The following is a 22,426-nucleotide window of genomic DNA, read 5'->3' as shown; positions in this document are numbered from 1 at the left end:
GCGGCGCGGGTGACGACGATGCCCGAGGCGATCGAGATGAGCAGCGCCGGGATCTGCGACACCAGACCGTCACCGACCGACAGCAGGGCGTAGCGCTGGATGGCGTCGCCGATCGGCATGTGCTGCTGCACGACGCCGACGGTGAAGCCGCCGAGCAGGTTGATGGCGACGATGACCACCGCGGCGACGGCGTCGCCCTTGACGAACTTGGAGGCACCGTCCATCGCGCCGTAGAAGTCGGCTTCGGCGGTGATCTGGCGGCGGCGGGTGCGGGCCTGCTCGTCGGTGATGAGCCCGGCGTTGAGGTCGGCGTCGATCGCCATCTGCTTACCCGGCATGGCGTCGAGGGTGAAGCGGGCGGCGACTTCGGACACGCGGCCCGCACCGGCGGTGATCACCGCGAACTGGATGATGACGAGGATGAGGAAGATGACGAGGCCGACCACGAGGTTGCCGCCGACAACCACGTGGCCGAACGCCTCGATGACCTTGCCGGCGAAGCCGTGCAGCAGGATGAGCCGCGCTGAACTCACGTTGAGCGACAGGCGGAACAGCGTCGTGATCAGCAGCAGCGCCGGGAACACCGAGAAGTCGAGGGCGTCCTTCACGAACATCGCCGTGAGCAGCGTCAGGATCGACACCGAGATGCTGGCCGCCAGGAACAGGTCGAGCAGCATCGTGGGCAGCGGCAGGATCATCACCACGACGATGCCGACGACCATGAGCGGCACGGCCATCTCGGCCAGGCGCGTGTTGCGATTGTTCGGTGTCATGCGACACGGCTCCTAAGGGGCTTCGAAGGCAGCGGCGCGAAGCGGCTGCGGCGACGCGTGCGGTACACGAGGGCGAGGACCTCGGCGATGGCTCGGTAGAAGGCGGCGGGGATCATGTCGCCCACCTCGACCTTGCGGAACATGGCGCGCACGAGGGGCTTGTTCTCGATGATCGGCACGCCGTGCTTGGTGGCCTCGTCGCGAATCTTCTCGGCGATCACGCCGGCACCCTTGGCGAGCACGATCGGGGCCGCCGAGCCCTGCTCGTACTTGATGGCGATGGCGAGGTGCGTCGGGTTGACGAGCACGGCGTCGGCCTTGGCCACCGCCGCGATCATGCGCGAGCGGCTGAGCTTGATGGCGCGGGTGCGCATCGCGGACTTGGCGTGCGGGTTGCCCTCGTTCTGCTTGTGCTCGTCTTTCACTTCCTGCTTGGTCATGCGCGACTGCTTGAGGTAGCGGCGCTTGGCCACGACGGCGTCGGCGATGCCGATGAGCATCGAGAGCACCACGACACGCAGCAGCAGCGTGCGCAGCGTGTTGCCCGTCGCCGAGACCGTGTGCGACAGGGTGCGCGGCGTGGTGAGCAGGTTGGAAACGCCGGCCTTCCACACGCCGATGGTCACGAGCGCGAGGGCACCGACTTTGCCCATGGTCTTGAGCAGTTCCCAGATCACCTGCTTGGAGACGAGTCGCTTGATGCCGTTCTTCGGGTTGATCTTCTCGAACTTCGGCTTGATCAGCATGAAGTTCGGCTTGAAGCCCGACATCACGAGCTGCGAGGTGACGCTAGCGAGGGCGAGGGCGCCGATCATCGGCGCCAGGGCACCGGCGGAATCGAGCAGCATCTTGCCGAACACGGCGCTGCCCTTCTTGGGCGTGGCGGACGCGGCGGTGCCGAGCGCCAGGCGCCAGTCCTGCGTGACGGTGGTGACGAGGTGACGAATCGTGGTCGGGAGGAGCACGACGACGACCAGGAGGACGATGGCCTGGGGCAGCTCAGCGGAGCGCGCGACGGTGCCCTTGCGGCGCAGCTCGCGCCGGCGCTTGGGTGTCGCTTTCTCTGTGCGCTCTTCGCTCAACGTGCGATGGGGTGGCCTTCCTCACACGCTCCCCCGTCTCCATCGGGTGAACGTGCATGACTGGTCAGGCACCTCCGTGCGCCTAGTGCCGGTCCTGTCGGCCGCAACCCATCAGAGATTGAGGAGATATCGGGTGCGATATCCTCCCGGCGTGGTTGGCGATACCGTCCGGAAGGCGTGGCTGTTCCCCGTCCGGCGACTGCTCCCGCTCAGGTAGCTGTATTCGGGGACGGTGCTGCTGTTGTTCGTTGGTCACTAGTGGTCGCACAGGGACCACTAGTGACCAACGAACAGACGGGCAGCGCTCTTTGGTCGATTGTGGTCCCGGCGGGGTGTCCGCGATGTGGTGCGGGGCACCGCCGCTCAGTGCTTAAACAGGTCGTTGGCCAGCGACATGCCGCTGTCGAGCAGGCCGGGCAGGTGCGGCGGGATCAGCACGAGGGCCGTCCCCATCGCCAGGACGCTCACCATCACCTTGAGCGGCAGGCCGAGCGAGAAGATGTTGGCCTGCGGGGCGAAGCGGGCCGCGATGGCGAGGGCCACTTCGGTGAGGAACAGCGCACCGAGGATCGGGGCGCCGATCTCGAGGGCCGACACCATCAGCTGGGACACCGCGGTGCCGAGCGCGCCCGGCGTCGAGATGCCGAGGACGGGGAACTTGTCCGCCGGCAGCGCCTTGAACGAGCGCAGGAAGCCGGCGACCAGCGTCAGGTGGGCGTTGGTGACGAACAGCAGCGCCATGAACAGCATCTGGTTGAAGCGGGCGTAGATCGACGCCTGGCTGCCGGTGATCGGGTCGAAGATGGCGCCGATGGAGAAGCCGCTGGCGGCGTCGATCATCGAGCCCGCCATTTCGAAGGCGTTGAAGAACAGGCCGGTCACCCAGCCGAGGGCGAGGCCGATCAGGACCTGACCGACGGCGACGCCGGCGAAGAGGATCGGTTCTGACGGGACGCTCGCCGGGTGCACCTGGGGCACCACGAACAGCGACAGCGAGATCGCGACCGCCAGTTTGGCGAGCGACGGGATCGCCTTGCCCGCCATGATCGGCGCGGTCACGACCCACGCCGAGGTACGGGCGAGGACGAGCACGAACGCCGCGACGACCGCGGAGTCGAGCGTCACCGCAGCTAGCCGCCGTGGACGAGTCGGGGGATCATCCCGAAGAGTTCGGTGGAGTACGCCACCAACTGCTGGAGCATCCAGGCGCCGCTCACGACGATGACGAGGGCGATTCCGGCGAGTTTGGGTACGAACGACAGCGTCATCTCCTGCACCGACGTCACCGCCTGGAACAGCGAGATGGCCACGCCGATGGCGAGGCTCACCATCAGGATCGGCGCGGAGAGCTTGAAGGTGATCAGGATCGCCTGCTGGGCGATGTGGAGGACTTCGGTCTCGGTCATTGGGGGCCTATCTCACGAAGCTCTTCACGAGCGATTGGACGACGAGCAGCCATCCGTCCATGACGACGAACAGCAACAACTTGAACGGCAACGAAATGAGCACCGGCGGCAGCATCACCATGCCCATGGACATCAACGTCGCGGACACGACCATGTCGATGACCAGGAACGGGATGAAGATCACGAAGCCGATGATGAAGGCGGCCCGCAGCTCTGAGATCACGAAGGCGGGGATGAGCGTCGTCGTGGCGAGATCTGCCGGCTTCTTCGGCCGCGGCGCGCCGGACAGCTTCACGAACATCGCGATGTCCTTCTCGCGCGTCTGCTTGAGCATGAACTCGCGCATGGGCTTCATGCCCTTGTCGAAGGCCTGGCTCTGGGTGATCTCGCCCTTCATGTAGGGCTGCACGGCGTCGTGGTTGACGGCGGAGAACACCGGGCCCATCACGAACAGGGTGAGAAACAGGGCGAGGCCGATCAGCACCTGGTTGGGCGGCACGCCGTTGAGGTTGAGGGCGTTGCGGGTGAGGCCGAGGACGATGACGATGCGGGTGAAGCTCGTCATCAGGATGAGCAGCGCCGGCACGATCGACACGAGCGTGAGCAGCAGCACGATCGTGAGCGGCGAGCTCGCCGCGCTCGTGCCCGTCTTCGAGTTGCCGAGATTGAGCGACACGCCGGTGGCGCCGGGCGTCGGGGCGGTGGGGGCAGCCGGCGTCGGGATGGTCGGTGTCGTCACGCTCGGCGCCGCGGGCGCGGCCGGCGTGGAAGTTGCCGTCTGGGCGTGCGCGCTCGAGCCACTCGTCAGAACGAGGAGCGCTGCGACGGAAGCCAGCAGCAGAAGGAGGCGGCGGCGGAAGCTAGCGCCGGACCGTTCGTTCACGGAGATTTTCGATCAAATCTCTCCATGACGGAACAGAAGCCGTCTCCTGCGTCCTTGCAGGAAGGGCGGGAAGTGCTGCGGGCAGCGACACGGTCTCGACGATTTCTTCGGGGTCGAGTTCGGTCACGACCGAAACGTTGTGCTCGGTGACACCCAGCACGAGCGTGCGATCACCCAGCGAGACGACGGCCACATCGGCGTTGCGGCCCACGGACTGGCGGCCGATCACCTGGACCATCTGGCCGGGGCGCTTCTTCGACGCCCGACCCGACGGCGAGTACAGCTTGCCGACGACGCGCAGCGTGATGAACAGCAGGCCGAAAACGAAGCCGGCCTTGACCAGCATGAACAGGGCGCTCATTGGTTGAGGATCTCGGTCACGCGCACGCCGATTTCGCCGTCGACGATGACGATCTCGCCGCGGGCGACGACGCGTCCGTTGACGAGGACGTCGACGCCGCCGTCGGCGGGACGGTCGAGGTCGATGACCGAACCGGGCACCAGGCTCAGGAGCTTTCGCATCGGGAGCTTCGAGCGGCCTAATTCGACGGACAGCTCGACGTTGATGTCGGCGAGGAGACGCAGGTCACGTGGCGCGCCGGGCGACTCGCCCGGGCCGAGCTCCTCGAAGGAGGCAGGTTGCGCAACGCTTTCCACCTGGTCCATATCGGATGTGAATCCGTCGCTCACTGGGAAACCTCAAAGATTTCCAAAGCGAGGCGCCGGCCGTGGCGGCCGGCGCGACCGGTGAAGACCCGGTGGTTGTCGACGATGCCGACGAGCGACGCGTTCGCCGGCTGCTCGAGGCGGATGACGTCGCCGGGCTCGAGCTCGTCGAGCTCCTCGGCGGTCAGGATCACGGATTCGAAGCGAATCGACACCGACAGCGGAATGTCGCGCAGCGCTTCGGCGAATACCGACGACGAATCGATCGGTGCGTTGGTGTGCACCGCGTGGTTCGACGCCGGCAGCACGAGGATGAACGGGATGGCGATGGCCTCGATCACGACTTCGATCTGCGCCCGCACCTGGTGGGGCTCGGGATTGAAGTCGGCGGGGTCCACGGCGGCCACCTCGTGGCCATCCACGCCGAAAGCGCCGAGCACGTCGTCGAAGCCGCTGAGCAGTGAGCCGAGGCGGCGCTCGACGATCGACAGCTCCAGGGCCGAGGGCACACGATCACCGCCGGAGCCGCTGCCGCCCATGAACAACTCGGCCAGGCGGGCGACGGCCGGAACGTCGATCATCAGCGCCGCGCAGCGCCGGCCCGGCGTACCCACCCGGTACCAGACGTGGTCGGCCGACAGCTCGTCGTGGGCGGTGGCTTCGACCGTGCCGATACGCAGGCCCGCTTCCCGACCGATGACGGCCGTAACGGCCAGGCCGCACTTGGGCGCGAGGAACTCAAGCTGGTCCCGCACGCCGGCCACGACGTGCTCCGGCACGTTCGCCGGCGCTTGCAGATCCAGGAGCGACATCGTTACTGCATCACGAAGCTCGTGAAGATGACGCGGGCGACCTTCTTGTCGTCGTAGGCCTTGCGGACCTTCTCGGAAAGTTCGGCCTTGATCGTGTCCTTGGCGCCGGGGGCGTTGAGCTCGGCGTAGGTCTTGGCCGAGAGCACGTCGACGGCCACGTCGCTGGCAATCGGCAGCTCGTTCTTCATCGACTCGGCGGTGGTGCCCTTCTCGAGGATGAGGGCGATGCCGACGCGCAGGTAGCGCGACGTGCCGGGGTCGGCCAGGTTGAGGGTCAGGTCGGGCAGCGGCGTGACCTCGCCCTCCTGGATCTTCTGGGCGGCGACGGCCGTGCCGTTGGCTTTGGGGGCCGGCTTCGGAGCAAGGACGAACTTGTAACCCGCCGCCGCGATCACGACCGCGACGATGATCATCTTCGTCTTGTTGCTCTTCTTGGCGCCCTCTTCCTCCGCGCCCTTCTTCTTCTTGGCCATCGCTAGGTTCCTCCAGGAGAATCGGACGCCACGACGACAAGTTCGACGCGGCGGTTGGTTGCCCGGTGGTCGGGCGTGTCGTTGGGGACGCGGGGACGCGTGTCGGCGTAACCCGCGGCGGAGAAGCGCACCGATGGCAGGCCGCGGGCCTCGACCATCCAGCGCAGGACTTGGGTCGCCCGGGCCGTCGACAACTCCCAGTTCGACGGGTACTCACCGCCCGGTCTGATCGGCACGTTGTCGGTGTGGCCCTCGACGATGACCTGGTTGTCGATCTTCGACAGCGTCAGCGCCAGCTGGTCGAGGACCTTGCGGCCGTCCCATTCGAGGTAGGCCGAGCCGCTCTTGAACAGCGTGCGGTTGGCGACGTAGATCACGAGGCCGCGGGGGTCGGTGGTGACCTCGGCGGTGTCGGCCAAACCGGCGGCGGCCAGGCTCTGCTGGAGGTTGTTGGCCAGCGTCGGCAGATCCTGTTTCGGTACGCTGCCCTGCGTCTGGGCGGCGTCGGCGGCGCCGTTGCGGTTGCCCGAGCCGATGGCGGGGGCCGAGGCGTCGGCCACACCCGTGCCCGAGATCAGGATGCCCTGGCCGCCGTCCACGATCGGGCTCTTGCCGAGCTGCTTGGCCACGCCCGCCTTGAACTGGTCGAACTTCTTCAGGTCGAGGATCGACAGGCCGTACATCATCACGAAGAAGGCCATGAGCAGCGTGATCATGTCCGCGTAGGTGATCAGCCACCGTTCGTGGTTCTCGTGTTCCTCGTGGTCGGCGTGCTTCCGGCGTGACACCTAGATCACTGCCTCTTACGCACTCTGCTTCTCGTCACCGATCTCGTCGCGCTCCGCCGGGGGCAGATACGACTTGAGCTTCTCGGTGACGGTGCGCGGGTTGGCGCCGGCCTGGATGGCGAGCACGCCTTCGAGGATGAGCTCCTTGTGGTGCACTTCCTCGGCGGAGGCCCGCTTCAGCTTGTTGCTGATCGGCAGGTAGATGAGGTTGGCCGTCATGACGCCCCAGAGGGTGGCGATGAACGCGGCCGAGATGAGCGGACCCATCGACGAGGGGTCCGACAAGTTCTCGAGCATGTGAACGAGGCCGAGAACGGTGCCGATGATGCCCAGCGTCGGGGCGAACGCGCCCATGTCGGCAAAGAACTTGGCGCCGAACTTGTGGCGCTCTTTCAGGGCGGCGATCTCGGTTTCGAGGACGTCGCGCACGACCTCGGGGTCGGTGCCGTCGATGGCGAGCTGGAGGCCCTTCTGGAGGAATGGATCCTCGATGTTCTTGGCCTCTTCTTCGAGGGCCAGGAGGCCGTCGCGGCGGGCACGGTCGGCGAAGTGGACGACCTGCTCGATCGACTCGGTCGCCTCGATGGGCGGCCCGGGCATGAACGCCTTGAGGAACACCTTGGCGATGCCGGTGACGTCTTTGAGCTCGTAACCGGCGATGGTGGCGCCGAGGGTGCCGCCGACGACCAGGATGATGGCGGCCGGCTGGCTCACCAGGGCGGCGGGGTTGCCGCCGTCCATGATCATCGAGAGCAGGACGGCCGCAAAGGCGAGGCCGACGCCAGCAGCAGAGGCGATGTCCATGCGCGTTAGTGCCCTTCGCGGTGCTGAGTGTGAGGCAAGACGTAGAGCTCGGCCGCGGTGGCGACGTGCGGATCGTCGACGCGGCGCAGGATGGCGGCGCGGAAGTTGCGAATGCGCTCCACCACCTCATCCGTGGTCTCGTGGACGACGTACTTCTTGCCGTCGACGAGCGTGATGACGGTGTCCGGCGTCGATTCGACCGTCTCGATGAGATCGGCGTTCACGACAATTTCGGAACCGTTGAGCCGGGTGACGGAGATCACGATGTCTCATCGGACCTCCGTCACCCGGATTTACGGAAAACGGACCTTTATCGCTTCAGATTGACGAGGTCTTGCAGCATCTCGTCCGAGGCGGTGATGACCTTGGAGTTCGCCTGGAAGCCGCGCTGGGCGATGATCAGGTTGGTGAACTCCTGGGCGAGGTCCACGTTCGACATTTCGAGCGTGCCCGCGGCGAGCGAGCCACGACCGGCCGAACCCGGCGTGCCCGCCAGGGGCGTACCGGACGCAGCGGACGAACGGAACAGCGAACCGCCCGCCTTGATGAGGCCCGACGGGTTGTTGAACGCGGCGAGCGCCAGCTTGCCGAGCACCTGGCTGCGGCCGTTGGAGAACACACCGGACACCGAACCGTCGTCGGAGATGGCGAAGGAACGGAGGTAACCGGTCAAGGTGCCGTTCTGGTCCATAGCCGTCGCCGTCGAGCCGCCACCGAGCTGGGTGAGGGCGGTGGGCGAACCCTGGCCGAAGTTCACGTCGAAGGTGAGCGCCGAGGCGCCGCCCGGAGGAGTGAAGGTGAAGCTCGGCGGCGTATTGGCCGCCGGCGTCGTCAACGCACCGGTCGCCGGGTCGAACACCAGCGGGACGCTCGAGCCGATCTGGGTGCCGGTCGGGTCGTAGGCGTTCATCGACCACTGGTTGTCCGCCGTCTTCGAGAAGTCGAGCGTGATGCGCTGCTTCGTACCGAGGGAGTCGACGACTTCGATGGCCGTGCTGATCGGCTGGTCGGTCGTCAAGGCGGCGGTCGACAGGTTGCCTCCGACGGTCACTTCCGTCGTGGCGACCGGGTTGATGACCTGGCCGACCGGCAGCTTGATGTCGGTGATGGGGGCGTTGGTGAACACCTGACCCTGCGGGTTGGCGAGCCAGCCCTGGACGATCGCGCCCGAAGGGTCGGTGAGGAAGCCGCGCTCGTCGAAGGTGAACGATCCGGCACGGGTGAAGAGGGTCTCTTCCGCCGTGCGGACGACGAAGAAGCCGTCGCCCTGGATCGCCACGTCGGTGGCACGGCCGGTCAGCTGCGACGCGCCCTGGGTCAGGATCATGTCGATGCCGCCGACCTTGACGCCGAGGCCGACCTGTTCAGGGTTGACGCCGGCGTCGGTGGAGGTGGTACCGGACGACGCACCGCGCAGCAACTGCGAGAGCGCGTCCTGGAAGATCACGGTGGAGGCCTTGAAGCCGACCGTGTTGACGTTGGCGATGTTGTTGCCAACAACGTCCATCATCGTCTGATGGACCCGGAGACCGGAGACTCCGGAGAACATTGACCGCATCATTTTGGGGTTCTTCTCCTGTTTGCTTTTTGATGCGGCCATCCATGGCCATAGGGGGCTATCCGTAAATGCTGGTGTTGCTAGAGCGTGACGCCTTGGACGGTGTCGACGGGCACTTCCTTGCCGCCGATCACCAAGTCCGGCTTCGTGCCGTCGTAGAGGACGGCGTCGACCTTGCCGGACACGGTGCTGCTGGGATCGGCCTTGTCGAGACCAGTCACGTTGTGGCCGACGAACGTGTTCGCCAGCACGAGCTGCTGGTACACCACAGCTTCGTTCTGTGACTGCTCGATGTTGCCGAGCTTCTCCACGGTGGCGAACTGCGCCGCCTGCTGGAGATACGCCTGACCGTCTTGGGGAGCCAGGGGGTTCTGGTACCGCAGCTGCGCGACGAGCAGCTGCAGAAACGCGTTCTTGTCGAGCCCGTTGAAGGTGTTGCCCTGGGCCGAGTTCGTGTCGGTGGCCGCGCTGGCGGCGGCGGAGGTGATGTCACTGATCATCTAAAGCCTCAGTTCGTTGTCGTCAGCCTGAAGCTGGGCGTCAGGCTCGGGGATGAATTGCTCGTCGCTCTCGGCGCGTCGTTGCTGCGGCGCCGACTGCTGCTGGTCTCGCTGGTCGTGGCCTTCGATGTCGAAGCCCTCGAGGTTGAACCCGTCGTGGCGGAGGAGTTCGGCCACGTCGTGCTGGCGGTCGCGCAGCGCCAGGCGAGCCTCGGGGGACTCGGCGTGGAGCGTGACCTTGACCTGGTCGCCCTGGGCGGTGACCCGGACGCGCACGGCACCCAGTTCGGGTGGGTCGAGACGCACGGTCAGCGTGATGGTGTTCGGCTTGTCCTTGGTCGCCGGCATCGAACGCAGCGCGGCGCGCAGCGGGGCGCCGACGCCGTGGATGTGCTGGTCAGCGGCGACCGTCGGAGCGGCGGCCGGCTGCGCCGTGACCGCCTGGGCCACCGCCGCGGCCGTCGGGGCCGGCGCCAGGTCAGGTGTGGCTTCGGGGGCCGGGTCCGGCGTCGCCGGGGCCGACGCGGGTGCGGGCGACCCGGGCGCGGACGGCGCGCTCGCAACGGCGGGCGCCTTCAGGTCGGTTTCGTGTGCAATTGGGGCCGTGGTCGGTGCCAACTGCGGGGCCGGAACGTCCCCAAGTGCACGCGAAACGGACGGCGGCGGAGGTGCGGCGGGTGTCAAAGGCTGCGGCGGAGCCGCCGGCTCGTTCGTTTCACGCGCACGGATCGAGGTGAACGGCGGCGTTTTCGGCTCGTCCGAGGCGATCGGTGCACGCGCAACCTTCGGCGGGGCGGGCGCGACGGCCGGCGCAGTGGCAGCGGCGGCGACGGTGGTCGTCACCGGCGCGGGTGTGGTGGGCGTGGCGGCGGCCGGCGTCGTGGCCGGCGCCTCGGGTTGCGGCGCCGCCGGCGCGGCGGGCGCGGCGGCTGGCGGGGTCATCGCCGTCGCGGCGACGGGTACGTCGGGCACGGCGGCGGCAGACACGTCCGGCGCGGCGACGGCCGTGTGCGGGGTTTCCCGCCCTGAGGGCGGGGAATTCCGCACACCGGTGTCGGTGGCGAGCGGCGGGGCGACGGTGGTGCCCGTCGCGATGGGGGTGGGCAGCGGCGTCGGGAGGCCGAAGGCGGCGCGGGCAACCGAGGCGGCGAGGGCGTCGACGGCCTCGTCGGTGCTCGGCGCCGTCGGGTCGGCGTCGTCGGCCGTGTCGGCGAGGGCCAGCTTCGTGGTCGGCGTGGTCGGCGTGGCGATCGGCGTGGTCGGCGTGACGGTCGGCGCCGTCACCGGGATCGGCACACCGGTCACCAACGGGGTGACCAGCGGCAGCAGCGAGCCGGCGACGTCGACCGTGTGCGGAGTCGGCGCCCCGAGCGGGCCCGAAGTCAGCACACCGGTGGGCGTTGGGCCGGCGGGCGCGCTCGCGACGGCCTGCTGGATCCCGGTGTTGAGGGCGGCGACTTGGGTGAGGACCTCGTCGAGGAGGGCCGCGAACGCGTCGACCGGTGCCGCCGGTGCGGCCGCCGCGTTCCCGGCGGCGACGCCGGGCGTGGCCCCGCCAGTGGGAGCGGCCGGCACGCCGATGAACGACAACAGATCACTCATGAAAGCTCCTGCATGCGCGTCATGACGCGGCGGACGTAGTTCTGCGTTTCGGTGTACGGCGGCACGCCGCCGTACTTGGTGACCGCCGTCGGCCCGGCGTTGTAGGCGGCGAGCGCCAGGTCGACGCGGCCGCCGAAGCGGCGCAGCTGCACCGCTAGGTACTTGGCGCCGCCTTCGAGGTTCTGCTGCGGATCGGTCGGGTCGACACCCATGCCCTCCGCGGTGCCCGGCATCAGCTGGGTGAGACCGATGGCGCCGGCGCCGGACACGGCGTCGGGCCGGAAGCCGGACTCGGACCAGGCCAGCGCGGCGAGCAGCTTCGGGTCGACGCCCGCCTTCGCCGCTGCGTTCTGGATCGCCGCCGCGTACTGCTGCCCTGCCGGCGGCAGCGCCGAGACGTCGAAGCCCGACGACATCGGCAGCGCACCGAGCGCACTGGTGGCACCGGTGGCGACCCGGCGCGCGGCGGTGACCTTGTCGAAGTTGACGTCCTCGACCTTGACGACGTCGCCGGTGTGCGGCGCCACGACCATCTTGCCGCCGCCGGCGTAGATGCCCACGTGGTCGACGGGAGTGCCGAAGAACACGAGGTCGCCGGGCTTGAGGTCGCCCAAGGCGACAGGAGTGCCCACCTTGGCCTGGTCAGACGAGTGCCGCGGCAGGTTCACGCCAAGCTTGCTGTAGACGTACTGCACCAGGCCGGAGCAGTCGAAGCCGCCCGGCTTCTCACCGCCCCACACGTACTTCGTCCCGATGAACTGCGACGCCAGGTCGACGGCGTTCTCGCCCACGTCGGACGACGCGCTCGTGTCGAGATCCGACGACGCCTGGTTGAGGACGTTGGCGAACCCGGGCGCGGCCGCCGCCTTCGCCGGCGCGAGCGACGACACCGTCGCCTGGATCATGGCGATCCGCTGCTGGACGTCGAGAACGCTCATATCGAATGCGTCCTGCGGAAGCGCACGAGGTCGTCGAGGCCGCGCTGGGCGGCGCGCGCCGCGTAGACGGCCACCGCGATGTTGTGGCGCTCTTCGAGATCTTCGAGGGTGCGCGTGCGCCGCACGCGGCCGAGCAGCTCGTCGCGCGCCAGCTCGTAGCGGTCGGCCGCGGTCATCGAGTTCTGCTGCGCAGTGTGCAGCGCGCCGGCGCGCAACTGGTTGGTGATCGTCTGCTGCTGGAACGCGGCGGCGTCCGTCGGGCCCCCGAACTCGTCGCGCGCCGAGTAGGCAGCGGCGCGCTCGGCTTCCTCCATGCGCGCCGCTTCGGCCTCGCGGTTGGCGGCGGCCGTCTTGCGCTGCTGCGCTTCTTCTTCGAGCTTGGCGACGCGCAACACCGTCGCCAGCCGGAACTTGTTCTTCTTCACGCCACCACCTCCGCCAGGCGGTTCCAGGACGCTTCGCTGTCGGCGATCTCGTGCACGTCCTGCTTGAGGAAGCCCTCGATCAGGTGGCGCCGGGCGATGTAGGTGTCGACGTCGGGGTTGGTACCCGGCACGTAAGCGCCGATCTCGACGAGGTCCTTCGCCTCTTCCCAGGCGATCATGAGTTGGCGCAGCCGCCGGCCCATCGCCAGGCGCTCGGGCGAGCACAACTTGCCGGAGAGACGGCTGACGCTCTCGAGCACGTCGACGGTCGGGTACTGGCCGGCAGCCGCCAGCTTGCGCGACAACACGATGTGGCCGTCGAGGATCGAGCGGGCGTGGTCGGTGACCGGCTCGTTGAGGTCGTCGCCTTCGACGAGGACGGTGTAGAGCGCCGTGATAGTGCCGATCTCGCCGGGCCCGGCGCGCTCGAGCAACTTGGGCATCGTGGCGAACACCGAGGGCGGATAGCCACGCGTCGCCGGCGGCTCACCCGCGGCGAGGCCGACCTCACGCTGCGCCATGGCAAAGCGGGTCAGCGAGTCGACGAGCAGCAGCACGTTGAGGCCCTGGTCGCGGAACCACTCGGCGATGCGCGTCGCGGTGAAGGCGGCGCGCAGGCGCAGCAGCGGCGGCTCGTCGGAGGTCGCGACGACGGTGACGGCCCGCGCCCGGCCTTCAGGGCCGAGGTCGTCTTCGAGGAACTCGCGGACTTCACGGCCGCGTTCGCCCACCAGCCCGACCACCACGACATCGGCTTGCGTTCCCCGCGCCATCATCCCGAGCAGCGTCGACTTGCCGACACCCGAGCCGGCGAAGATGCCCATGCGCTGGCCGGTGCCGCACGTCAGCAGCGTGTCGACCGACCGCACACCGAGGGGCAGCGTCTGGTTGATGCGCTGGCGCTTCATCGGGTTCGGCACGGCCGAGTCGAAGTCGACGAGTTCGCCCAGCACCGGCTCGTAGCCGTCGATACGGCGGCCGAGGGCGTCGACGACGCGACCGACGAGTCCGTGGCCGACGCGCAGCTTGAACTTGGAACCGGCGTTGACCACGGTGGCGCCGGGGCCGATGCCGGTCATCTCGCCGAAGGGCATGAGGAGCAGGCGGTCGTCCTTCACGGCGATGACTTCGGCCGGCACACGCGCGTTGGCGTTGCCGATCCACATCTGGTCGCCGATGGCGCCGCGCACGCCGCGGGCCTCGGCTTCGAGACCGACGACGCGCACCAGCTGGCCCGCCATGCTCAGGCGCGGCACGTCGTTGAGGCGCGAGCGAACTTCGGGACGGTCGAGCAGGACGTCAGTCATCGATGGCTCCGTCGACAGCGTCAAGGGCTTCACGGGCCCGGTCGAGCGCCACAGCCCAACGCAGGTCCGCAGTGGAGACCCCAGCCACCACGCGGAGCTCCCCGCGCAACAGCGTGGGGTCGGCCTGCACCGACGCGTGCTGCGCCGGGTGCCAATTCGTCTCGATCACGTCGACCAGTTCCGGGGCGACGTACACCGTGATCTCTTCGTCGCTCAGCACGTTGGCCACGGCCTCGTTCACCTGGGCGACGGCGAGGGCCGGGTCGTGCTCGAGTTCGCGCCCGAGCATCCACTGCGCCAGCTCGGCTGCGAGGTCGATGATGGCGCGGCGGTCGTCGACCTGCTGCTGCGCCCACGAGGCCTTGATGTCGGCGACGGCTTCGTCGAGCGCGCTCACCAGACGCGGCAGCGCGGCGAGCGAGCCGGCCTGGCCGTCCTCGAGCCCGCGCTGGTAGGCGGCGTCGACTTCCTCACGGCTCACCGTGACGACGGGCGCGACCGCGAACGGGTCGTGGAAGACCACGTTGCGCGCCTTGAGCACCCGGCCGCTAGATGGCATCGTCCGAGCCGCCCCGCTGGATGATGATCGTGCCTTCTTCTTCGAGGGCGCGCACGATCTTGACGACCTTGCTGCGCGCTTCTTGGATGTCGGAGCCACGCACGTTCTTGAGGAACTCGATCTCCTCCTGGAGATTCGTGCGCGCCCGCTCGGACAGGTTGCGCATGATCGCCTCGGTGACCTCGGGGCCGGCGTTCTTGAGCGCGGTGGCGAGGTCCTTCGAGTCGACGCCCTTGAGCACCTGCTGGATGGCGCGGTCGTCGAGACGGGCGACGTCGTCGAACACAAACAACGCCTCCCGGATGCGCTCGGCGAGGGCCGGATCGGCCGCCGCGATGCTCTGCATCAGCTCGCGCTCGGTGTCGCGCGACGCCAGGTTGAGCATGTCGACAAGACGGGCCATGCCGGGGATCTGCTGCGTCTTGGTTTCGAGCAGCGGCGCCAGGCGGGTGGCGAAGTCTTCGTCGACTTCGCGGATGACGTCGGGATGCGTCTGCTCGAGCGTCGCCAACCGCAGCGCCAGCTCGGCACCGGCTTCGGGGGACATCTTGCCGAGCACGCGGGCGGCGAACTCGGACGGCACGTGGGCCAGCGCCAGCGCCGCGCTCGCCGGCGACTCGCCGACCAGGGCGCGGGCGACCAGCTCGGGCGAGGCGGTGGCGAAGTAGTGGAACGGCTGGCCGGTGCGCTCGCCTTCGATGACTTCCATCAGGCGGGCGGCGCGCTCGTCGCCCATGGCCCGCGACAGCAGGTCGTGGGCGTAGCGCACACCACCGGCGGCGGCCATGCGGCGGCTGACGACTTCTTCGGCGACTTCCTGGAGGATGCTGGCCACTTCTTCGGCCGGCAGGTCGCCGATGCGGGCGACTTCGGCGGCGAGCTCGCGCACTTCGTCCTCGTCGAAGGACTTGATCAGCTCGGCGGCACGGGCCGGGCCGACGGCGACGAGCAGCGTTGCGGCCTTCCGGCGGTTCACGGAGGCGAGGGCGCTGGAGGTCATCGCCGGTCACCGAGCCAGCTGCGCAGCAGGACCGCGACTTCGTCGGGCTGCTGGTCGACCAGCGACAGGACCTGCGACTGCGTCGAGCCGTCCGCCGCCGGCACCAGCGCCGTGGCGTTGCTGCCCGCCCCGCCCGATCCGAGCGCCATGGGCGACGTGCCGCTGTTGGCGCCGAGGGCGAACTGCGGGCTCGGGATGTCGATCAGTTCGATCTTGGTCTTGCGCAGGCCCCGCAGGAGCACGAACAGGACGAAGGCGAGGATGAGGGCGCCGATGCCGGTGCGGGCGTAGTCCATCATCGCCGAGGACCCGCTGGCCGCCTTCGCCGCCGTGGCCGTCGCGGTGGGGTCCTTCTGGAACGACAGCGTGTCGACGACGATCTGGTCGCCCCGGGTCTTGTCGATACCGAGGGCGGCGCCGACGAGGTTCTGGACCTGGGCGGTCGTGGGTGCCGGCTTGATCGCCTTGTCCACCATCACCGCCACCGAGAGGCGCTCGAGCTTGCCCGGCGCCACCGTGGCGTTCTCGACCGTGTGGTTGACGCCGAAGTCGGTGTTGGTATCGGTCTTCTGATAGTTGGTGCCCGAGCCGGCGGTGGTCGGCGTCGTGGCGCTCGTACCGGTGGCGTTGGTCGTGCCGGCAATGCCCGAAGCGCCCGTGGCGCTCGAGCCGTCGGTCGCCTGGTAGGTCTCGCTGGCGTTCTCCTGGTGCACGGCGACCGCCGAGTTCTTGTCGTAGGTGTCGGTGGTCGTGGTCTTGGCGTCGAAGTTCAGCTGGGCGTTGACCCGCACGATGGCGTGACCGGCGCCGAAGACCTGGGCGAGCATGGCGTTGGCACTCGTCGCCAGGTTGTTCTGGTACTCCTGGGTGAGCTTGAGCTCGCGGTTCGAACCGCCGGCGGTGCCCGAGGTGTTCGACAGCACGTTGCCGTTGGTGTCGGCCACCGTGACCGACTCGGGCTTCATGCCCGGCACCGAGGACGCCACGAGGTGCACGATCGAGTCGACGGCGTCGTCGCTCAGCGTGCTCGAGGTCTTCACCAGGACGGCCGCGGTCGGCTGCTGGTTGTTGTCGGTGAACAGATCGTCCTTCGGGATGGCGAGGTGGATCGACGCCGAGTCGATGCCCTTCATCGCCATGAGGGTGCGGGTGAGTTCGCCCTCGATGGCCCGCTGGTAGTTGACCTGCTGGCTGAACTCCGAGGTGGTGAGGCCCTGGTTGTTCAGGATCTCGTAGCCCACGACCGAGCCCTTCGGGAGGCCGGCGGCCGACAGCGTCAGGCGCAGGTCGTAGACCTTGCTCTGCGGGACCATTACCGCGGTGCCGTCGCTGACGAGCTTGTAGGGCACGCCCTCGCTCTTGAGCTTGGCGGTGACGTCGGCGGCGTCCTTGGCCTCGAGGCCGGAGAACAGCACCGAGTAGCTCGGCGCGGAGGCCCACTTCATGAACGTCATGCCGCCGATGAGCACGGCGAGGCCGAGCATGCCGACGACGGCAAGCTGGCCCGGAGAGAACGACTTGAGCGCGCCGGTAACACGGGCGCGCAGCGCGGTGGCATCCATTTAGACGGACATCCTCATGATCTCTTGGTAGGCGTCGATGGCCCGGTTACGCACGGCCACGACGAGGTCGACGGTCAACTCGGCCTTGGCGGCCGCTGAGGTGAACTGCTGGATGTTGGGGAGGTCACCGGTGGCGACTTGGCCGGCGAGCTTGTCGGCGGTGACGCCCGACTGCTGCGCCGAGTCGAGCAGCGAGGCGAAGCTCGTGCCGGTCGGGTTCTGGGTGGCGCTGCTGGCGGCCGGCGCGGTGGCCGGAGTCATCTGGGTGGCGGCGACCGCACCCACGGCGGCGACGGTCATTATTTGCCGATCTGCAGCGCTTGGAGGTACGCGTCGCGCACCTTGTCCATCACGTTCAGGTTCGCCTGGTAGGCGCGGGTGGCGATCATCATGTTCGTCATTTCCTCGCTGAGGTCCACAACGGGGTGCTTCACGTAGCCGTTGGCGTCGGCCAGCGGGTTCTCGGGATCGAAGGTCATGTCGGGGTCGCCGGCTTTGCGCTGGATCGACTTGACCGTCACGCCGCTGCCGACCTGGCCACCGTCCTTCGTCGCCTGCAGCTCGACGAGCTCGGCGCGGAACGGCTCCTGATCGGCCGGGTTGATCGTGTTGATGTTGGCGACGTTGTCGGCGATGGCGTCCATCCACGTGCCGTGGACGTTGACGCCCGACACCGCCGTGTCGAGTGCGGAGAACATGCCCATCGCTACTGGCCCTTGATCGCCGTGCGGAGGGTGGCGAACTTGTAGTTGAGGGCGGCGACGAGAGCGTCGAACTGCACCTCGGACTTCACGAGCGTGGACTGCTCGTTCGAGATCATTACGTTGTTGCCGTCCGCGTTGGCGGGATCACTCGTGGCGACGACGCTCGGCTGTGCGCCCTGCGGGTTGCCGTCGTTCATCGCCTGGCGGAGATTGCTCTCGAACTCGACACGCGAGGCCTTGAAGCCCGGCGTGTTCATGTTGGCGATGTTGTCGGCCGAGACGCGCTGACGCAGCGAGACGCTGTCGAGTGCACTTTCGATTCCGGCGGTGATCCGGTCGGTGAAGAGCGTCATGGCGAACTCCGGGAACAAAAAAAGGAAGAACAGGCCTGAGGCCCGTTCTTCCGTGAACGTGTGTCTTCCTTGTTGTGCCGGACCTGTCGGTCCGTTGGGATCTCGACTTGAGCCCTTGGGACCTTCGGCCCTATCGATTACGCCTTTCGGCCTACGCGTCTCTACGAGTTGTGGCGGAGGGCGCGCAGCCGGTGCAGGTGGTCGGCGACTTGCGTCTCCACCGCGCGCGAGCGCTCGAGCAGCGCCATCGCCCGCAGGGCGAGGTAGCTCGGCAGCGGGGTCTCGACCGTCGGCATCTCGCCGATGGCCGCGATTCGACCGAAATGGGCGATCGCTTCTTCCTGCGCCCGCACCCGCTCCTCGATGGAGTCGAGCGCGGCTTCCCACTCCGGGTTCATCTATGCGACTCCGGCGACGGAGGTGACGGGAGCGGCGGTGCTGCCCGCGCCTTCGAGGCAGCCGGTGCGCCAGGCGTCGCGCAGCTGCACGAGCAGGCGGTGGCACTCGTCGATGGCGGAGTCGGTCTTGCCGAAGCTGGCCTTGACCAGTCGGGTGAAGACGTAGCCGTAGATGGCGTCGAGGCGGGTCGCCATGTCGGTGACCGCCGCGTCGCCGTTGGGCGAAAGCGAGCACCGCAATTCGGTGACGGCGTCCTGGGCCTTGAGGATGAAATGCGTCGCCTGGGGCCGGTTGCCTTCGATGGCAGCGGTGCGGGCGGCGTCGAGCGAGCGCACGGCGACGTCGTAGATCATCCCGATGAGTTGCGCGGGCGTGGCCGTCATGACCCGGTCGGCGAGGTACCGGTTGGATGCAACCGCAGAAGGAGGCGCCATTACTTCGCCGTCATGCCTTGAATCTGCGACGCCAACCACGAGCTCTGGTCCTTCAGGCGGCCCATGAGCGTCTCGAGGTCGGCGAACTGCTGTTGATAGCGGGCCTGCACGATCGTCATGTTCTTCTCGAAATCGTCGATGCGGTCTTGTTGGGATTTGCTCGCGGCAGTGGCTCCGTCGTGCGCGTTCGTGACGACGCCCCCGGGCCCGCTCAGCTGGTTGAGCAGCCGGGCGAGCCCGCCGGCGGCGCCGGACGAGTAGGTGATGCTGCCGAGGTCGAGCGTGCCGCCGGCGGCGGCGACGTCGCTGGCCGTCGCCGAAATCGTGAGCAAGAGGCCGGCGCCGTCGCCGGTGCCGTCGGCCCCGGTGAGGAGCTGGCCGGAGCCGGTGGCGGCTTGGCCGTCGATCGTTCCGACGACGTTGACGCCGGCGGACGAGCCGGTCAGCCCCGAGGCGCCGGCGGTGACGTTCAGCGTCGCCGCTGTGCCGTAGCCGGTGGTCGTCAGGGTGATGGCGCCGCCGTTGACCGAGGCCGTCACGCCCGAGCGGGCCGCGCTGAATGCGGCGTTGAGCCCGGCGGCGACCGACGTGGCGTCGGCTCCCGCGAGGGCGTGGTACACGACGTTGCCGGCGTTGGTGGTGACGCTGATGTCCTCGTTGGCCGCCAGGGTGCCGAAGGCGGCTCCGGTAAGCGACGCCTGCTGGGCGGCCTGCGTGATCTGCACGTTGAACGGTGCGGTGCGCGAAACCGTCGCCGGGGTGGCGCCGACGAACGTGACCCGGCTGTCGGTGGCCGAGCCCGTGCGCGCCAACAGCTTCGACACGGAGTCGAAGTCGGTGGTCACGGCGTCTTGGAACTTGGCGGCGTCGAAGGCGTAGGTGCCGTCACGCTGGAACGAGATGCCGATCTGCGACAGCGCCTTGTAGGTGCCCGTGCCCGTCACGTTCTGGATCGACGACACCAGCGTCGACACGAGATCGTTGGCCCGGCTGTCGCCCTGGAGCGTGCCCGCCGTCTGCGAGTCCGCTTCATAGCGGGTGTACACCTTGAGCTTGGCGAGCACGCCGTTGAGCTGGTCGACAAGCGCCTTGGCCTTGGTGGCGAGCCCCGACGCGTCGCGGCTCACCGTCAGGGTGACGTCGGTATTGGGATCGGCCGCCGACAGGCTGATCGTCGTGCCGGCGACGACGTCGCTGAGCGTGTTCGTCGCCCGGTTCACGACGAGACCACCGATGTGGATCTGCGAGTCGTGGCCTTGGGTGAGGGTCTCCGTGCCGTCGGCAACGCCGGTGTAGCCCGACAGGTCGAGGGTGAACGCCTTGGCGAGGCCCGTCGCCGCCGAGGTCGCCACGAGGCGCACCGGGTTGGTGCCGCTGCCCGTGTCGATGGTCTGCGTGCGTACGTTGGCGTCGGCCGACGTGATCGCCGCTGCGAGATCGGTGAGCGAGTCGCCGGCGTTCGAGCGGATGACGTTGAGGGTGCCGCTGCCGGCCCGCAGGCCGCCGGCGAACTCGACGCTGAACGTGCCCGAAGCACCGTTGAGCGTGGTCTGCACGCCGGCGCCCGCGGAAGTAATCGTGTTGCTGACACCGTCGACGGTGACGGTGCCGTCCGTGCCGTTGACCGCCGCTCCGGCCGACAGGCCGAGCGACGCCAGAGCTGAACCGCCGGTGAACTGCAGGCTCGCTGCCGATCCTTCGGCGACAGTGGACACCTGCAGGTGTCCACCGGCGGCAGAGACATTGACGTCCGCGCCGACCGCAGCGTTCACCGCGCCGGCCAAAGCCTGCAGCGTTGAGTAGGTCCCCTGGGCGATCTGGACGATGCGCGTCACTCCATTGACGACGACCGTCACTTCGTTGTTCGCGGGGCCGATCGACACTGATCCACCCCACAACCCACCCGTAATGGTTGCAGAACCCGTTGCTTGCGAGACGACGAGGGCGTGCGCTCCGGTGTTGACCGATGCGTCCGCCCGTGCGAACCCAATGCCGAGCGCGGGAAGACCCGAGCCCAACGTTGCCGTTCCGGCACCGAGCGCCGAGGTGGCCGAAGCCGCTCCGGAAGACGCCACCTGCTGGGCGGTGGCCAGCGCGTCGACGCGCAACGTGAGGCTCGTCGGGGCAGCGGTGCTGCCCGGAGTCACGGTGGCGGACGCGAGAGAGGGAGCCGAGCTCGCAGCGCTGTAGAGCGCGAGCTTCGGCAAGGTTGACAGATCGCTCGTGGCTGTCGAGAGGGAACTCAGACCGGTGCTGATGTCGGCCCAGGCGGCGGCCTGGGCGTCGTAGGCCGACTTCTGCGTCGCCATCTGAGTCTCAGGCTGACGCTCAACCTTCATCAAGTTGTCGATGATGGTGCTGGTTTGGAGTCCGGTAATGAGCCCGTCAACCGAAGACATGGGCCCTCCCTCAGATTGCTAGGTGCGAGAACGGGATCCTCCAGGGGAACGTTGGTGGCCGGATGGCGGATCGACGGCCACCAACGCCCCTGGAGAGAAGGGTTACTACTGGAGCAGCTTGAGGACGGCCTGCGGGGCGGCGTTCGCCTGGGCGAGCATCGCCGTGCCGGCCTGAACCAGGATCTGGCTCTTGGTGAACATGGTCATCTCAGAGGCCATGTCCGTGTCACGGATCTGCGACTCCGAAGCCGTCAGGTTCTCGACGGCGACGTTGAGGCTGTTGATCGTGTGCTCCATGCGGTTCTGCACAGCACCGAGGTTCGCACGCTGGGTCGACAGGGTGCCGATGGCGGTGTCGATGGTCGTGATGGCCGCCGAAGCGCCCGTGCTCACGTCCACACCCGACACGTCGGTACCACCGACGCTGCTCGAGGACAGCGCACCGACGGTCACCGTGATGGTGTCGCCGGCGTTGGCGCCGACCTGGAAGGTAACCGAGCTGCCCGAGAACACGGACTGGCTACCGAACTTGGTCTGCGAACCGATCGAGGTGAGCTCGGTCTTGAGGGCGGCGACTTCCGCCTGCTGCGCGGTGCCGTTGGTGGTCGCCGTGTTCGAGGCGTCGACCGCCAGCTCACGCATGCGCTGCAGGATCGAGTGAACCTCGTTCAGCGCGCCTTCAGCGGTCTGCACGAAGTTGACGCCGTCCTGAGCGTTGCGCACGGCCTGCTGCGTGCCACGGATCTCGGCACGGAGGCCTTCCGACTTGACGAGGCCCGAAGCGTCGTCAGCAGCGCGGTTGATGCGGAAGCCCGAAGAGAGCTTTTCCAGCGACTTGGACATCTGGGTGTCGTTGACGCTGAGGTTGCGATACGCATTGAACGCCGCAGCGTTCGAGTTGATGCGAAGACTCACTGTCTCCTCCTTGATTTGAGTGGACCCGACTTCCCTGTCAGGCACTCATCCCGTCGGATCGCCTATCCGGCGATTTGAGGAATC

At 68.0% G+C, this 22,426-nt stretch carries 28 protein-coding genes; all 28 read right to left on the bottom strand.

What is annotated here, in order from left to right; genetic code table 11:
- A partial coding sequence (locus VHC63_01650) for an FHIPEP family type III secretion protein (protein HVV35276.1) occupies positions 1-773 on the bottom strand: 773 nt, incomplete at its 3' end.
- Positions 770-1,855: an EscU/YscU/HrcU family type III secretion system export apparatus switch protein gene (locus VHC63_01645; GenBank protein HVV35275.1), complete on the bottom strand. Its 1,086-nt coding sequence runs from the start codon at positions 1,853-1,855 to the stop codon at positions 770-772. The genes VHC63_01645 and VHC63_01650, both read right to left, overlap by 4 nt.
- 363 nt (positions 1,856-2,218) lie before the next feature.
- Entirely contained in the window at positions 2,219-2,980 is a 762-nt protein-coding gene (locus VHC63_01640) for a flagellar biosynthetic protein FliR (GenBank protein HVV35274.1), read from the bottom strand.
- A gap of 5 nt (positions 2,981-2,985) precedes the next feature.
- Positions 2,986-3,261: a flagellar biosynthesis protein FliQ gene (gene fliQ, locus VHC63_01635; protein HVV35273.1), complete on the bottom strand. Its 276-nt coding sequence runs from the start codon at positions 3,259-3,261 to the stop codon at positions 2,986-2,988.
- A gap of 7 nt (positions 3,262-3,268) precedes the next feature.
- Entirely contained in the window at positions 3,269-4,000 is a 732-nt protein-coding gene (gene fliP, locus VHC63_01630; protein ID HVV35272.1) for a flagellar type III secretion system pore protein FliP, read from the bottom strand.
- Between the two features lie 121 nt (positions 4,001-4,121).
- Positions 4,122-4,505 carry a flagellar biosynthetic protein FliO gene (locus tag VHC63_01625; protein ID HVV35271.1) on the bottom strand — a complete coding sequence of 128 codons (384 nt, stop codon included), beginning with the start codon at positions 4,503-4,505 and terminating at the stop codon, positions 4,122-4,124.
- Positions 4,502-4,834, bottom strand: coding sequence for a flagellar motor switch protein FliN (gene fliN, locus VHC63_01620; GenBank protein ID HVV35270.1), 333 nt, complete (start codon positions 4,832-4,834; stop codon positions 4,502-4,504). The genes VHC63_01625 and fliN overlap by 4 nt, the downstream gene beginning before the upstream one ends.
- On the bottom strand, positions 4,831-5,622 hold the full coding sequence (locus VHC63_01615; protein ID HVV35269.1) for a FliM/FliN family flagellar motor switch protein: 792 nt from the start codon (positions 5,620-5,622) through the stop codon (positions 4,831-4,833). Before VHC63_01615 ends, fliN begins: the two co-directional genes overlap by 4 nt.
- A gap of 2 nt (positions 5,623-5,624) precedes the next feature.
- Positions 5,625-6,095 carry a flagellar basal body-associated FliL family protein gene (locus VHC63_01610; protein ID HVV35268.1) on the bottom strand — a complete coding sequence of 157 codons (471 nt, stop codon included), beginning with the start codon at positions 6,093-6,095 and terminating at the stop codon, positions 5,625-5,627.
- Between the two features lie 2 nt (positions 6,096-6,097).
- On the bottom strand, positions 6,098-6,883 hold the full coding sequence (locus tag VHC63_01605) for a flagellar motor protein MotB (protein ID HVV35267.1): 786 nt from the start codon (positions 6,881-6,883) through the stop codon (positions 6,098-6,100).
- A 15-nt stretch (positions 6,884-6,898) separates the two neighbouring features.
- A complete protein-coding gene (locus VHC63_01600; GenBank protein ID HVV35266.1) occupies positions 6,899-7,687 on the bottom strand; it encodes a flagellar motor protein in 789 nt (262 codons plus the stop codon).
- A gap of 5 nt (positions 7,688-7,692) precedes the next feature.
- Positions 7,693-7,950 carry a flagellar FlbD family protein gene (locus VHC63_01595; GenBank protein ID HVV35265.1) on the bottom strand — a complete coding sequence of 86 codons (258 nt, stop codon included), beginning with the start codon at positions 7,948-7,950 and terminating at the stop codon, positions 7,693-7,695.
- Between the two features lie 47 nt (positions 7,951-7,997).
- Positions 7,998-9,236, bottom strand: a complete 1,239-nt coding sequence (locus VHC63_01590; protein HVV35264.1) for a flagellar hook protein FlgE — start codon at positions 9,234-9,236, stop codon at positions 7,998-8,000.
- Between the two features lie 89 nt (positions 9,237-9,325).
- On the bottom strand, positions 9,326-9,745 hold the full coding sequence (locus VHC63_01585) for a flagellar hook capping FlgD N-terminal domain-containing protein (GenBank protein ID HVV35263.1): 420 nt from the start codon (positions 9,743-9,745) through the stop codon (positions 9,326-9,328).
- A complete protein-coding gene (locus tag VHC63_01580; protein ID HVV35262.1) occupies positions 9,746-11,347 on the bottom strand; it encodes a flagellar hook-length control protein FliK in 1,602 nt (533 codons plus the stop codon).
- The gene (locus VHC63_01575) at positions 11,344-12,285 is read right to left on the bottom strand and encodes an NlpC/P60 family protein (GenBank protein HVV35261.1); all 942 of its coding nucleotides are present in this window, start codon (positions 12,283-12,285) and stop codon (positions 11,344-11,346) included. Before VHC63_01575 ends, VHC63_01580 begins: the two co-directional genes overlap by 4 nt.
- Positions 12,282-12,710, bottom strand: coding sequence for a hypothetical protein (locus tag VHC63_01570; GenBank protein ID HVV35260.1), 429 nt, complete (start codon positions 12,708-12,710; stop codon positions 12,282-12,284). Before VHC63_01570 ends, VHC63_01575 begins: the two co-directional genes overlap by 4 nt.
- Positions 12,707-14,017 carry a FliI/YscN family ATPase gene (locus VHC63_01565; protein HVV35259.1) on the bottom strand — a complete coding sequence of 437 codons (1,311 nt, stop codon included), beginning with the start codon at positions 14,015-14,017 and terminating at the stop codon, positions 12,707-12,709. Before VHC63_01565 ends, VHC63_01570 begins: the two co-directional genes overlap by 4 nt.
- Positions 14,010-14,576 carry a FliH/SctL family protein gene (locus VHC63_01560; protein HVV35258.1) on the bottom strand — a complete coding sequence of 189 codons (567 nt, stop codon included), beginning with the start codon at positions 14,574-14,576 and terminating at the stop codon, positions 14,010-14,012. The genes VHC63_01565 and VHC63_01560 overlap by 8 nt, the downstream gene beginning before the upstream one ends.
- On the bottom strand, positions 14,566-15,576 hold the full coding sequence (fliG, locus tag VHC63_01555) for a flagellar motor switch protein FliG (GenBank protein ID HVV35257.1): 1,011 nt from the start codon (positions 15,574-15,576) through the stop codon (positions 14,566-14,568). Before fliG ends, VHC63_01560 begins: the two co-directional genes overlap by 11 nt.
- Entirely contained in the window at positions 15,573-17,138 is a 1,566-nt protein-coding gene (gene fliF, locus VHC63_01550; GenBank protein HVV35256.1) for a flagellar basal-body MS-ring/collar protein FliF, read from the bottom strand. Before fliF ends, fliG begins: the two co-directional genes overlap by 4 nt.
- A complete protein-coding gene (gene fliE, locus VHC63_01545; protein HVV35255.1) occupies positions 17,139-17,438 on the bottom strand; it encodes a flagellar hook-basal body complex protein FliE in 300 nt (99 codons plus the stop codon).
- Positions 17,438-17,836, bottom strand: a complete 399-nt coding sequence (flgC, locus tag VHC63_01540) for a flagellar basal body rod protein FlgC (GenBank protein ID HVV35254.1) — start codon at positions 17,834-17,836, stop codon at positions 17,438-17,440. The genes fliE and flgC overlap by 1 nt, the downstream gene beginning before the upstream one ends.
- 8 nt (positions 17,837-17,844) lie before the next feature.
- Positions 17,845-18,195, bottom strand: coding sequence for a flagellar basal body protein (locus VHC63_01535; protein HVV35253.1), 351 nt, complete (start codon positions 18,193-18,195; stop codon positions 17,845-17,847).
- Positions 18,196-18,356: 161 nt separating this feature from the next.
- Positions 18,357-18,593, bottom strand: a complete 237-nt coding sequence (locus VHC63_01530; GenBank protein ID HVV35252.1) for a hypothetical protein — start codon at positions 18,591-18,593, stop codon at positions 18,357-18,359.
- Entirely contained in the window at positions 18,594-19,028 is a 435-nt protein-coding gene (fliS, locus tag VHC63_01525; GenBank protein HVV35251.1) for a flagellar export chaperone FliS, read from the bottom strand.
- Positions 19,028-21,427 carry a flagellar filament capping protein FliD gene (fliD, locus tag VHC63_01520; protein HVV35250.1) on the bottom strand — a complete coding sequence of 800 codons (2,400 nt, stop codon included), beginning with the start codon at positions 21,425-21,427 and terminating at the stop codon, positions 19,028-19,030. Before fliD ends, fliS begins: the two co-directional genes overlap by 1 nt.
- Before the next feature lie 105 nt (positions 21,428-21,532).
- Positions 21,533-22,342 carry a flagellin gene (locus tag VHC63_01515; GenBank protein ID HVV35249.1) on the bottom strand — a complete coding sequence of 270 codons (810 nt, stop codon included), beginning with the start codon at positions 22,340-22,342 and terminating at the stop codon, positions 21,533-21,535.
- Between the last annotated feature and the right edge of the window lie 84 nt (positions 22,343-22,426).

The sequence above is a fragment of the Acidimicrobiales bacterium genome (genome assembly GCA_035546775.1).
Taxonomy (GTDB): domain Bacteria; phylum Actinomycetota; class Acidimicrobiia; order Acidimicrobiales; family JACCXE01; genus JACCXE01.
The sequence above is the reverse complement of the archived record's forward strand: the minus strand, read 5'-3'. Positions and strand labels throughout refer to the sequence as shown.